The 13,339-nt window shown below is 39.9% G+C and carries 13 protein-coding genes; 4 read left to right on the forward strand and 9 right to left on the reverse strand.

Going from position 1 to position 13,339, the window contains the following annotated elements:
* Window positions 1-11 precede the first annotated feature (11 nt).
* On the reverse strand, window positions 12-311 hold the full coding sequence (locus BLR27_RS01655) for a chaperone modulator CbpM (RefSeq protein WP_090698521.1): 300 nt from the start codon (window positions 309-311) through the stop codon (window positions 12-14).
* A 4-nt stretch (window positions 312-315) separates the two neighbouring features.
* Window positions 316-1,209 carry a DnaJ C-terminal domain-containing protein gene (locus BLR27_RS01660; protein WP_090698525.1) on the reverse strand — a complete coding sequence of 298 codons (894 nt, stop codon included), beginning with the start codon at window positions 1,207-1,209 and terminating at the stop codon, window positions 316-318.
* 165 nt (window positions 1,210-1,374) lie between these two features.
* On the opposite strand from BLR27_RS01660, the gene BLR27_RS01665 reads away from it, so the two are divergent.
* From BLR27_RS01665 to BLR27_RS01680, 4 genes are all read left to right on the forward strand, one after another.
* Window positions 1,375-1,944, forward strand: a complete 570-nt coding sequence (locus BLR27_RS01665) for an RNA polymerase sigma factor (protein ID WP_090698528.1) — start codon at window positions 1,375-1,377, stop codon at window positions 1,942-1,944.
* Window positions 1,925-2,707 carry a hypothetical protein gene (locus tag BLR27_RS01670; RefSeq protein WP_090698534.1) on the forward strand — a complete coding sequence of 261 codons (783 nt, stop codon included), beginning with the start codon at window positions 1,925-1,927 and terminating at the stop codon, window positions 2,705-2,707. The genes BLR27_RS01665 and BLR27_RS01670 overlap by 20 nt, the downstream gene beginning before the upstream one ends.
* Window positions 2,708-2,723: 16 nt before the next feature.
* The gene (locus tag BLR27_RS01675; RefSeq protein WP_090698539.1) at window positions 2,724-3,533 is read left to right on the forward strand and encodes an outer membrane beta-barrel protein; all 810 of its coding nucleotides are present in this window, start codon (window positions 2,724-2,726) and stop codon (window positions 3,531-3,533) included.
* A 72-nt stretch (window positions 3,534-3,605) separates the two neighbouring features.
* Window positions 3,606-4,598, forward strand: coding sequence for an ABC transporter ATP-binding protein (locus BLR27_RS01680; protein WP_090698542.1), 993 nt, complete (start codon window positions 3,606-3,608; stop codon window positions 4,596-4,598).
* Window positions 4,599-4,636: 38 nt separating this feature from the next.
* Here the strand turns inward: BLR27_RS01680 and leuB are convergent, their stop codons facing one another.
* The 7 genes from leuB to ilvC all read right to left on the reverse strand — a co-directional run bounded on the left by leuB (window position 4,637) and on the right by ilvC (window position 13,281).
* Window positions 4,637-5,695: a 3-isopropylmalate dehydrogenase gene (gene leuB, locus BLR27_RS01685; protein WP_090698548.1), complete on the reverse strand. Its 1,059-nt coding sequence runs from the start codon at window positions 5,693-5,695 to the stop codon at window positions 4,637-4,639.
* A 132-nt stretch (window positions 5,696-5,827) separates the two neighbouring features.
* Window positions 5,828-7,345: an alpha-isopropylmalate synthase regulatory domain-containing protein gene (locus tag BLR27_RS01690; RefSeq protein ID WP_090698552.1), complete on the reverse strand. Its 1,518-nt coding sequence runs from the start codon at window positions 7,343-7,345 to the stop codon at window positions 5,828-5,830.
* A gap of 16 nt (window positions 7,346-7,361) precedes the next feature.
* A complete protein-coding gene (gene leuD / locus BLR27_RS01695; RefSeq protein ID WP_090698556.1) occupies window positions 7,362-7,958 on the reverse strand; it encodes a 3-isopropylmalate dehydratase small subunit in 597 nt (198 codons plus the stop codon).
* A 32-nt stretch (window positions 7,959-7,990) separates the two neighbouring features.
* Window positions 7,991-9,385 carry a 3-isopropylmalate dehydratase large subunit gene (leuC, locus tag BLR27_RS01700; RefSeq protein WP_090698559.1) on the reverse strand — a complete coding sequence of 465 codons (1,395 nt, stop codon included), beginning with the start codon at window positions 9,383-9,385 and terminating at the stop codon, window positions 7,991-7,993.
* Window positions 9,386-9,538: 153 nt separating this feature from the next.
* Window positions 9,539-11,047, reverse strand: coding sequence for a 2-isopropylmalate synthase (locus BLR27_RS01705; RefSeq protein WP_090698562.1), 1,509 nt, complete (start codon window positions 11,045-11,047; stop codon window positions 9,539-9,541).
* 86 nt (window positions 11,048-11,133) lie between these two features.
* Entirely contained in the window at window positions 11,134-12,141 is a 1,008-nt protein-coding gene (locus tag BLR27_RS01710; RefSeq protein WP_090698566.1) for an aconitase family protein, read from the reverse strand.
* An 84-nt stretch (window positions 12,142-12,225) separates the two neighbouring features.
* On the reverse strand, window positions 12,226-13,281 hold the full coding sequence (gene ilvC / locus BLR27_RS01715) for a ketol-acid reductoisomerase (protein ID WP_090698570.1): 1,056 nt from the start codon (window positions 13,279-13,281) through the stop codon (window positions 12,226-12,228).
* Between the last annotated feature and the right edge of the window lie 58 nt (window positions 13,282-13,339).

A 13,339-nucleotide genomic window follows, 5' to 3' on the forward strand; every position in this document is an offset into this window, starting at 1 on the left:
GAAAATATAAATTAATCAATGTCTTCATAAAGTCTTAGTCTATTCTTAAGTTGTATCACTTCCTGCTGAAGCAGATCTACCCGCTGTAACATGTGATCAATGGTATCTATTCCTTCAAGGTTAATTTCCAACTCCCTGTGAATTCGCAGTATTCGCTCCAGTTTTTCGATCTGTTCGGAGGGAATATAATCGATCTGTTCAAGTGTAATCGTTTCAACCAGTCCATACTCCTTTAAATGAAGGATAAATGAGTGCCCAATATTATGGTAAACACAAAACTCATGGGCAGAAATTAAGTTTTCCTCTGTCATGGCCTTATTTTCTAAGTTGAGATAATTCTATGAATAGCTCTTTTTCTTTTTCACTTAAGTCTGTTGGGATGATTACTGAATAAGTTATAAAAAGGTCGCCAAACTGACTTTCATTTTTATAAACGGGGAATCCTTTTCCTTTTAGTTTAACCTTGGAGCCATTCTGGGTTCCCGGTTTTACCTGAAGTTTTACCTTTCCGCTAAGGGTGTCAATCTGAATTTCACCCCCTAATATTGCGGTGTAAAGATCGATCTCAGTATTTTTAAACAGATCATTTCCAACCCGTTTAAATTCAGGATCATTGGCAATGGAGAATGAAATAAAAAGATCTCCGCTTGGCCCTCCGTTTATACCGGCTGCCCCATGTCCTTTAATTTTAATTGTCTGACCATTTTCTATTCCTGCCGGGATTGTCAGACGAATATTTTTGCCATTTACTGTAATTGTTTGTTTTTGGGTGGTGTAAACGTCTCGTAAGCTAAGACGAAGTTCGGCATTGAAATCCTGTCCTTTAAAACTGCTCTGTCTGCTTTGCCTGCCCGATCCTCCAAACATAGAACTGAAGAAATCTGAAAAATCACTTTCACCGAAGTTCCCGGAGTAAGTCTGCTGACCTCCGGAAGGTCTGCCTGCACCAGGTCCTCTTTGTCCCGCAGCTTCATACTGATCAGCATGCTTCCAGTCTTTGCCATACTGGTCGTATTTTTTTCTTTTTGCAGGATCGCTTAGAACTTCATTTGCCTCATTGATCTCCTGAAATTTTTTCTGTGCATCCTTGTCATTGGGATTTACATCGGGGTGAAATTTCCTTGCCTGTTTACGATAGGCATTCTTAACCTCTTTTTCAGTAGCATTTTTGCCAATACCTAATATCTGATAGTAATCTACAAATGCCATGAATTAAAAATTAATTTGTAAGGTGAAATGATTCATTTCACACTGAAGAATTGAATTATACTAATTTAATTAAAAGTTCGGCTAATTCAGTCGTATTGCTTTCAGAATTTTTTTTTCTTGCCGTGCAACTAATTTATAGTGTTTAGCATCTTACCTTTAAAGCATATGAATTTGGATCATACATATACGATAGATAGTTTGCTTGAAGGATGCAGAAGGGGCGATCGAAAAGCTCAGGAAAGCCTTTATAAAACTCTTGCGTCCCGCATGATGGGAGTATGTATGCGCTACGCTAAGGATACTTATGAAGCAGAGGATGTATTGCAAATGGGCTTTGTAAAGGTATTTCAAAAAATTTCCGAATTCAGAGGTGAAGGATCCTTTGAGGGATGGATCAGAAGGATCATGGTGAACACTGCCATTGAGTCCTACCGGAAAAACCTCAGGAATTTAAATTTAGTGGATATAGATGAGGTATATGACCAGCCACAAAGCACTTTTGATATGAGTGGACTGGAATTAAAAGATTTGCTTAAGCTGGTACAGCAATTATCAAATGGTTACCGGCTGGTATTTAACATGTATGTGATAGAAGGCTACTCACATAAGGAAATAGCCACGCAGCTGGGAATAACTGAAGGTGCTTCTAAATCACAGTTATCAAGAGCCAGGGCAATATTAAAGGAAAAAATAATTAAAATGGAGGGCTTAAATTATGCATCCCATATCGGATAAAGAATTGGATAAATTATTTCAGCAGCGTTTTGGAGATTTTGAAGTTGAACCTTCAAATGACGTTTGGGGAAAGATTTCCAATAAAATGGATAACAAGAAATCAGGAAGAAGATCTTTTTCACCGTTCTGGATGGCTGCTGCAAGTGTTATTGTGGTGATCTCTGCGGGTCTATGGTTTACCAGGCCATTAGAAATAGTTAAACTTCAGGGGAATTCTGAAATGGCTGAAGAAAAAGTTGAAAGCTTAGTTCCGCCAACTATAAGTGAGCCCACTGCTGAACCTGTTCAGGAAGAACCAATACTTGCTGAGCTTAATCCCGGGCTTACTGAGTTTTCTCCAGAGAAGTCAGTAACAAATGATTTTAAATTAATAGCTGAAGTTCCACAAGCATTACCTGAAGTGAAACCTGCTGCAGAGCAGCCTCAGATTGTAATAGCTTCAAATCCAGTTAAAAAGCCAATTGCTGCTCAGCAGAAGCAAGCAGTTAAAGTTCCTGCAAGGTATTCGGGTGATCAGTCACAGCTTGATGTAACCCAACCTGATATGATCGCTAAAGTGGATGTTCAGGAAGAACAAATCATAGAGGAAGAGCGTGTAAACACCGGGAGTAAGAAAATAAGAAGTATTGGAAGCCTGGTTAATTTTGTGATTGCCCAAGTTGATAAGCGTGATGATAAATTGATAGAATTTAAAGATGGTGTTGAGGGCTCTGAAGTTTCAGGAATTAATTTAGGATTGGTTAAAATAAAAAGTAGAAAATAAAATAATACAGACAGAAATGAAACGACTACTAGTTTGTGCTCTATTATGCACATTTGCAGCAGGTGCCTTTGCTCAGGACAAAAAGGATACAGTTCTTGTTATAACAAGAGATACAACCAATAAGGACAGGAAAAGTGTCACTATAAGCTTTGGTGATAAGGATTCCAACGATGATAGTACCAAAACGGAGGTAAAATCCAAAACTAAATTTTCATTCCAGTTTATTGCTGCACGCTTTGACCTGGGATTGAGTACCTATACTGATAAGGGTAGTTTCACCCTTAGTGCTGCAAATTCTTACCTGGAACGTGAGACCTGGAAAAGCAGCAATTTTGGTTTTGAGTTTTTTCAAATGGGTTACCGGTTTAACAGCTATTTTAAAATATATACTGGCGCCGGTCTCGACTGGAATCATATGCGGCTGAAACAGAATATTACCTTTCAAAAGGATAAGCCGACTCTTACCTATGTTACCGAAGCCGTTGACTTCAAGAAAAACCGCTTCTCCAGCCAGTATCTTCGTATTCCATTGTCCTTCCAGTTGCGGACTAAAGATGACAAAAATGGAGATAAACTCAATTTTGTCTTCGGTCCTGAAATTGGTTTCCTGTTGAACGGAAAAATTAAACAGGTGAGCAAAGAAAATGGTAAGGAAAAGTTTAAAGACGATTATAATCTGAATCCATTCAGATACGGAGCATTTGCCAGACTCGGATATGGCGGTACAGGGGTTTATGTCAAATACTATGGCAATGATGTTTTTGCGAATGGACAGGGCCCTGAAGATTTTAAAAATCTTTCATTTGGATTAATGTTCGGATTTTAAATAAGAAAAATAGTGAAGAGCCCCGCTTCTGCTGAAATTCAGCAGGCGGGGTTTTTTAGTATATTTGAAACTATGTCACAGCCTTTTATTTCTCTCGAAAATGTCAGTAAACACTATTCTGAAGATTCAGCAGCGGGGGTCAGTACGATCGACCTTGTAATCAAAAAGGGTGATTTTATTGCCATTGTTGGTGAAAGTGGAAGTGGAAAGAGTACACTGCTGAAACTTATTTATGGTTTGCTTGCGCCTGATTCAGGGGAGGTGTTTTTTAAGGGAGAACATCTTAATGGGCCACATGAAAAATTGATCCCCGGCCATGATTCAATGAAAATGCTAAACCAGGATTTTAATCTGAATCTTTTTGCAAAGGTTTATGAAAATATTGAGAGCATGCTTTCCAATGAGGACGTAGAGGGGAAAAAGCAAAAAGCACTGGCAATGATGGGCTTCCTAAGGATCGATCATCTGGCAAATAAAAAAATAGTTGAGTTGAGTGGGGGAGAGCAGCAGCGTGTAGCCTTAGCCAGAGCAATCATAACGGAGCCTGAGGTATTACTTCTCGATGAACCTTTCAGCCAGCTTGATGCTGTACTGAAAACCCAGTTTCGTGCAGATCTGAAAAGGTTAAATGATGAGCTTGGAATCACCATCATTATTGTTTCGCATGATCCGGTCGACGGACTTACACTTGCGAATCAAATGATAATTTTAAAAGATGGAAAATTAATTGAATCAGGTAAACCCGATCAGCTATATTCAAAACCTGCTTACATTTATACCGGCAAATTACTTGGAAATGCATTTGTCTTATCTTCCGAAGCAGCGAGAAAGATGGGAATAAAAACTAAAAAAGAAAGTGTTATGATCTATCCTGAATGGGTACAGCTTAAAAGCAGCTGGAGCAGCAAAGGATATTTGATCAAGGATGTTTTCTTTAGGGGGTTTTATGAAGACCTCCTTCTGGAAAGAGATGGAATTGAGGTAATTGCAATGAACCCTAAGCCGGGGATATACAGTAAAGGGCAAAAGGTTCAGGTAGTTATTAGTAACTTCCTTGAATTTTAAGGCTGACAGAGTTTTTCAAACTTGCCAGCCTTAATGTTTTAAATATTCTTTGCCAGCCAGTCGCCAACCTCACTGGTTTTATAGGCTTTATTCTTTCCGGAAAGATCTTCGGTGACAATACCTTCAGCTAAGGATTTGTTTACCACTTCGCGGATTAGCTCAGCTTCGTCTTTTAATCCGAATGCATCTTCAAACATCATGGCTGCTGAAAGCACAGTTGCCAGAGGATTTGCGATGTCTTTACCGGCAGCCTGTGGATAAGATCCGTGTATTGGCTCAAATAAAGAGGTGTGAAGCCCGATCGATGCGGAAGGCATCAATCCCATTGAACCTGAAATAACAGATGCCTCATCAGTAAGAATATCTCCAAAAAGATTTTCAGTGATCATTACATCATAGGTGCTTGGCCATTGAACTAATCGCATGGCTACAGCATCAACAAATTCGTAACTAACAGTAACTTCAGGATAATCTTTTTCCATGTCCTGAACTGTTTCTCTCCATAGTCGTGAACTTTCAAGAACATTGGCTTTATCCACACAGCAAAGTTTCTTGCTTCTGGTCATTGCCATCTCGAAACCTAGTTTTGCCAGACGGATTATCTCATCGCGAGTATAGGTACAAGTATCAAAAGCAGTATTCCCATTGTCTTTCCTTCCGCGTTCACCAAAATAAATACCTCCTGTCAATTCACGAAGGATGATCAGATCGGTACCTTCAATACGCTCTCTTTTCAAAGGTGAGTTGTCTATTAAGGAAGGAAAAGTAAAAGTAGGACGAACATTGGCGAACAATCCCAGTTTTTTACGCATTTTCAAAAGACCCTGCTCAGGACGAATAGGCGCTTTAGGGTCATTATCATATTTTGGATCTCCAATAGCTCCGAATAGAATTGCATCAGCTGCCATACAAACCTCATGGGTTGAATCAGGATATGGTTCACCAACAGCATCAATAGCACAGGCACCTGTCAGAGCAGATGTCCAGTTGATCTCATGGTCGAATTTTTTTGCGACAGCATTACAAACTTTAACTGCCTGATCAATTACTTCAGGACCAATTCCATCTCCAGCTAAAAGGGCGATATTTAATTTCATTTTTTTTTTTGAGTTATACGTTATACGTTGTAAGTTCTAAGTATTAAGTTCTAAGTTCTAAGTTATTGAGTGGTACCTAATGTTAATTGTACTATATGAATTTCTAACCACTAACCAACTAACTACTAACCACTAAATAATATTAAGCATTTTCTGTGTCGATTTTATCGCACAAACAGTTTGATCTGAATCGAGGCCTCTTGTGATGAATTTTTTGTTTGGGGTTTCCCAGGTAATAATAGTTTCACACAGCGCATCCGAATTACTTCCCGGAGCAATCCTTACTGCATAATCGATCAGTTTAGGTAAACATAACTGCTTTTTTGCATATACTTTGGAAAGCGCTTTCATGAATGCATCAAACTGTCCGTCGCCCTGTGCGTTTTCCTCGAAGAGTTCGCCATCTATCCTGACTGATATTGTTGCAGAAGGCCTTAATCCTTTTGAATGTGTTAATACATAAGACTCCACAACTACTTTGTCCACCGTTGAAGTGCTGTTCAATACATCAGAAATGATATATGGCAGATCTTCTCTTGTGACAGTTTCCTTCATGTCTCCCAGTTCAATAACCCGTTGGGTTACTTTTTTAAGATCCTCGTCACTTAGTTTAAGTCCCAGTTCCTGAAGGTTTTTCTCAATGTTGGCCTTTCCTGATGTTTTACCTAAGGCATAGGTCCGTTTTCTGCCAAATCGTTCTGGCAGAAGATCATTGAAATACAAATTATTCTTACTATCCCCATCAGCATGAATGCCCGCTGTTTGAGTAAATACATTTTCACCTACAATTGGCTTGTTAGAAGGGATCCTGATGCCGGAGAAAGTCTCCACAAGTTTACTGACCGTATAGATAGCTTCTTCGTTGATATTGATCTCTACTTCAGGCATGAAGTCATTAATGGCAGCTACAGCACTTGCAATAGAGGCATTTCCTGCTCTTTCACCCATGCCGTTCACAGTTAAGTGCAAACCATCGGCACCTGCCCTGATCGCTTCTAAAATATTGGCATTTGCCAGGTCATAGTCATTATGAGCGTGAAAATCGAAATGAATACCAGGATAGCGCGATTTTATCTCCGAAATGTAGTTGAAAGTTTCATTTGGAGTTAACACTCCTAACGTATCGGGTAATAAAACTCTTTTTACAGGCTGAGTAGATAGAAAATCAAGATACTGGTAAACATATTCCGGTGAGTTGCGCATGCCATTACTCCAGTCTTCAAGATATACATTGCTTGAAATACCATGGCTTTGTGCAAGTAGTATGATAGCCCCGATTTCTGAAAAATGTTGTTCAGGAGTTTTTTTAAGCTGGTGGATCAAATGGTTTAAAGAACCTTTAGTCAGTAAATTCTGAACCTTAACACCTGCGTTAGCCATCCATTCTACGGATACCCCCTGATCAACAAATGAAAGTACCTCTATTCTGTTTGTATAGCCATGAAAGTTGGCCCAGTCCATAATAGCCTTAACAGATGCAAATTCTCCTTCTGATACCCTTGCCGATGCAATCTCAACCCTGTCAACCCTGAGTTCTTCAAGCAGTAGTTGGGTGATGGTCAGTTTTTCTGATATAGAAAAGGAGACCCCGGATGTTTGTTCACCATCACGGAGGGTAGTATCCATTATTTCTATTTTCCTTTTTTCCATTTGGATGGTCTTAATATTATAAAGGAAGTTTTGAAGCAAATTCTTCTATTTCAGTTTTGATGTTTTGCAGATAATCTATATCATCAAAGCCATTGACCATATTATCTTTTTTGTAAGAGCTTATGTCAAACGTTTCTTTATCTCCTGTCGGAAGGATAGTGATACTTTGTTCCGGAAGATTAACTTCAATCTCAGTTTTCGGATCAGCCTCTATGGCACGGAAGATCTTTTCTGCGAAATCGGGACTTACCTGAACAGGTAATACTCCAATGTTCAGGCAGTTGTTTTTAAAGATATCGGCGAAGAAACTTGATACCACACATCTGAATCCATAGTCATATACAGCCCATGCCGCATGCTCTCTTGATGAACCAGAACCGAAATTTTTACCACCAACAAGAATTTTACCACTGTACAATGGGTTATTAAGCACGAAATCGGCCTTAGGTGTATTGTCTGGATTATATCTCCAGTCGCGGAAAAGATTATCACCAAATCCCACACGTTCAGTCGCTTTTAAAAAGCGTGCCGGTATGATCTGATCAGTATCCACGTTCTCTATTGCCAGAGGAACAGCGGTACTTCTTAATATATTGAATTTATCGTAAGCCATTTTATTTTCTTTTTGCGAATGATCGCCTGTTATTAAATAAGAGTTCTCGGATCAGTAACTACTCCTGTAATAGCTGCTGCAGCAGCAACCAGCGGACTAGCAAGCATCGTTCTTGAGCCGGGGCCCTGACGGCCTTCAAAATTCCTGTTTGATGTACTTACCGCATATTTTCCTGCTGGTATCTTATCATCATTCATGGCAAGGCATGCTGAACAACCAGGCTGACGTAAGGTAAATCCGGCTTCATTTAAAATATCAAGCAAGCCTTCTTCTTTAATCTGAGCCTCAACAATATGAGATCCGGGTACAAGCCATGCTGTAACATGATCTGCTTTTTTCTTCCCTTTTACAATGGATGTGAAAGCTCTGAAGTCTTCAATACGACCATTGGTACAGCTTCCGATGAAAACATAGTCAACTTGTTTGCCCATCATTGATTCTCCCTCATGGAAACCCATGTAGTTCAGTGATTTGGCATAAGATGCGGCTCCACCTTCAACATCGTCTGCATTTGGTATTGAATGTGAAATTCCCATACCCATTCCCGGATTGGTTCCGTAGGTGATCATTGGTTCAATCGTAGCACCATCGTAGCTGTATTCAATATCGAAAACAGCATCTGAATCCGTTTTTAACGATTTGTAATAGGCAAGTGCTTTATCCCATGCTTCACCCTTAGGGCTGAATTCACGTCCCTGAACATAATTTATAGTTTTCTCATCAGGTGCGATCATTCCACCTCTTGCACCCATTTCAATACTCAGGTTACAAACGGTCATACGACCTTCCATCGTCATGTTTTCAAATACTTCGCCAGCATATTCAACAAAATATCCGGTTGCTCCTGAAGTTGAAAGCTGAGAAATGATAAATAAAGCAACATCTTTAGGAGTGACACCTTTGCCTAGTTGCCCATTGATATTGATCCTCATTTTCTTTGGCTTTTCCTGCATGATGCATTGGGTAGCAAGAACCATTTCAACTTCAGATGTACCAATACCAAAAGCGATGGCACCAAAAGCACCGTGAGTTGAAGTATGCGAGTCACCGCAAACGATCGTGGCACCAGGCTGTGTAATACCATATTCTGGTCCTACAACATGTACGATACCATTTTTTTGATGTCCCAATCCCCAGTAGCTGATACCATATTCATTTGAATTTGATTCCAGTGCTTTTAACTGGTTCGCAGATAGAGGATCCTGAACCGGTAAATGCTGGTTAATGGTTGGTGTATTATGATCAGCTGTTGCGAAAGTGCGCTTTGGATATAAAACTTTTATACCTCTGCTTTTCAGTCCAAGGAATGCTACAGGGCTTGTAACTTCATGGATCAGGTGTCGGTCGATAAATAATACGTCCGGTCCGCCTTCAATCTTACGAACTACGTGAGTATCCCACACCTTGTCAAACAATGTTTTGCTCATATTTTTTTTTATTAGTATTTAGTACTCAGTACTTAGTATTTAGATTTTATTTTTCCAATTATAATCCAATACCCTTAATTCAATATAACCTGTTAATAAAACTTATAACCTATTCCTTATAACATACAACTTATAACGTACAACGTAGTCCCCCTACACAAACTTATTCAGCGCATCCAGATAGGCATTTGCCGATGCTCTGACGATGTCGGTACTAAAACCGTAACCTACATATGATTTCCCTTCATCAGTTACACGCATATCTACCTTACTGACATCATCGCTTCCACTATGGATCGCATGAATATTGAATTCTTTAATATTGAAGCTTTTGCCAATGATCTTTTCAATTGCCTTGATCGTTGCATCAACCGGTCCGTTTCCTGTTGCCGTTGCTTCGTTATCTTTTCCTTTATAATTTAAAATTATAGTGGCTGTCGGACTAACCTGATCGCCACATACAACCTTCAATCCTTTGATCGCAAGTCCGTTTTTATAATTATTCTCAGTCTCATGTCCCATCAGGAACAGGATATCATCATCCTTGATCTCTTTCTTGCCATCTGCCAGGGTTAGGAACCGTTCGTAAACCTGATCAAGGTCAATACGCTCAATTGTATAGCCCAGGCGCTCCAGGTGATGATTCAATGCATGGCGGCCACTGCGGGCAGTTAATATGATCTCTGATTGATCGATACCAACATCCTCCGGATTGATGATCTCATAGGTCTCTCTGTGTTTTAAAACACCGTCCTGATGAATTCCCGAGCTATGGGCAAATGCATTTTTACCTACAATAGCTTTATTTGGCTGAACTGGCATACGCATCATCCTGCTAACCATTCCACTCAACTCATATAGGTGCTTACTGTTCACTTTATGAGTAAAATTCAGGCTGTGGTGAGTTTTAAGGATCATCACAATTTCTTCCAATGCTGTATTTCCTGCACGCTCTCCTATACCGTTGATCGTACATTCAACCTGCCGGGCTCCATTCTGTATACCTGCAATGCTGTTGGCGGTAGCCAGGCCCAGGTCATTATGGCAATGCACTGAAATAATGGCCTGATCAATGTTTTTAACATTTTCTTTCAGAAAACGGATCTTTTCACCGTATTGTTCAGGCAGGCAATATCCATTGGTATCAGGGATATTGACAACTGTAGCGCCTGCAGCAATAACCGCTTCCACCATTTTTGCCAGAAATTCATTGTCTGCCCTGCCTGCATCCTCCGCATAGAACTCGATATCTTCAACGAAACTCTTGGCATATTTTACGGCTTCAACAGCACGCTGAAGTATCGCTTCACGGGTACTGTTGAACTTATATTTTATATGATTGTCAGATGCACCTATTCCGGTATGAATACGTGGTCTTTTTGCAAATTTTAAAGCTTCTGCGGCACAATCAATATCACCTTTATTTGCACGTGTTAATGCACAGATCACGGGTTCACGCACAGCTTTAGAGAGCTCAACCACACTTTGAAAATCGCCGGGACTTGAAATAGGGAATCCCGCTTCAATTACATCAACACCCAGATTTTCCAGTGCCTTTCCAATTTCGATTTTCTCTACTGTAGATAGCTGACATCCGGGTACCTGTTCTCCATCCCTTAGAGTGGTGTCAAAAATATAGATGCGGTTTGGGTCGTGTAACATATTTTATATTTTAAATAAAGCTTTCTTGCTTTATTGCGGTCCTTAACATAAATTCTGTTGCGGTCCTTTGTTTCTTGTAATGGGGATTAATCCCCATTAATAATTTTATAATCCTTCGAATTTTCGAATTCTTCGATATTTTCAAGTCTGTTTAAAAGGTAATCAGTGTCATTATATCCTGCAACAATAGCGGAACCATCAAAAGTGATCATCCCTGCTGAGTGCGGATTCGATCTTGATTGCATAAGTTTCGATAATCCTATCCCGTAGTTTCCGGGACCAATATCTTCTGCGTCAAATTCAAGAACCTCATCAAACACAGCGCTGTCATCTGAATACAAATCTTTCTGAAATGCATCCTCGTTCTGATTCTCAACTTCTACTATCGAACTATATTTGCGGATGTAAGCAAAGGTTTTTTCATCCGGCGCAATCAGTCCGCCGAAAGCACCAATTTCCCTGCTCATTTTGCAAATAGCCATACGTCCTTCCATTTCTAAATTAAGAATGGTATCTCCGGCATACTCAATAAAATAACCATTAGCACCACCCGCAGAGATCTCTGACATCAGGTAATGATTAATGTCCTTAGCCCCAAGTCCTTTAGCCAGTTTGCCATTGACTTCTATTTTCATTCGTTTCGGCTTATGTATCAACAGGCATTGTGTTGCAAGTACTTGTTCTACATGTAATTCGCTGATACCAAGAGCAATTGAACCTAGTGAACCTAGTATATCTGAAAACTTTTCATCACAGACAATCGTTTGTCCTGGATAGCTTACATATGGAAATACCTGATCTAAGCGAAGCTGTTCTATCCTGTTTAATCCGAAATCACTGCAATTCCTGTTAAGCATGTCAAGCTGAAAGTGCGACAGGTCGGTAAGAGGAATATGCTGAAATGATGGCTCAGTAATTACAATTGTTTGATTGGGTCTGTAAACAGGGACGTGCCGCTTGCGCAAGCCTTCAAAAGCTGCCGGACTCGTTATTTTATTGATGATATGTGCATCAATATATAATGTGTCCGGAAAACCGGCATTGCTGCTGACGACGTGCTCATTCCAGATTTTATCAAACAGGGTTTGTGCCATAGTTTGTAGGTTATAAGTTGTAAGTTTTAAGTTTCTGCGTGACGGCTGTTTACTTAAAACTTACAACTTATTACTTGTTACTTGTTACTTTTCAGGTTGATTCTCAGGACGTAAACTTCTTACTGCCTGACCTGCCTGCCAGATTTCGCTATCATGAAGAGTTTTTAATTCTGCTTCAAGTTTTACACGGTAATCAGGCTGACTGTTCAATTTAATTGTACGTTCAGCTTCTTTTCCTGAGGCTACACTTTCATACAGTTCATCAAAAACTGGCTGGGTTGCATCACGGAAACGACCTTTCCAGTCTAGTGCTCCACGTTGAGCAGTTGTTGAACAATTAGCATACATCCAATCCATTCCATTCTCTGCAACCAATGGCATTAAACTTTGAGTTAGTTCTTCAACAGTTTCGTTGAAAGCCTCAGATGGTGAATGACCGTTTCTGCGAAGTGTGTTATACTGTGCTTCGAAGATACCAGCGATAGCGCCCATCAAAGTACCACGCTCACCTGTTAGATCAGAGTATACTTCTTTACGGAAATCAGTTTCGAACAAGTATCCTGAACCAACACCAATGCCTAATGCGATAGCACGGGTTCTTCCTTTGCCTGTTGCATCCTGATGGATAGCAAAAGAAGAGTTCAGGCCTTTACCTGCTAAGAAAAGACGGCGTAATGAAGTTCCTGATCCTTTTGGAGCAACTAAAATTACGTCAACATCTGCAGGAGGAATGATTCCGGTTTGTTCCTTGTACGTGATACCAAATCCATGAGAAAAGTATAGTGCTTTTCCGGGAGTAAGGTATTTTTTGATTGTTGGCCAAAGAGCGATCTGACCTGCATCTGATAAAAGATATTGAATGATGGTACCTTTTTCAGCAGCTTCTTCAATTTCAAACAGAGTTACTCCGGGTACCCAACCATCTGCGATAGCTTTGTCCCATGTTTTAGAGTCTTTACGCTGACCGATAATTACATTAATACCGTTGTCGCGCAGGTTTAATGCTTGTCCCGGACCTTGAACCCCATAACCAATAATTGCTACAGTTTCATCCTTTAAAACTTCACGCGCTTTGTCTAAGGGGAATTCTTCGCGGGTTACTACCTCTTCTACAACCCCACCGAAATTGATCTTTGCCATATTGTTTTGTTTTTACTTTGTGTTTTTATTTAATGTTATTTATTTGAATCATTTATTT

It is taken from the genome of Daejeonella rubra (assembly GCF_900103545.1).
GTDB classification, from domain to species: Bacteria; Bacteroidota; Bacteroidia; order Sphingobacteriales; family Sphingobacteriaceae; genus Daejeonella; species Daejeonella rubra.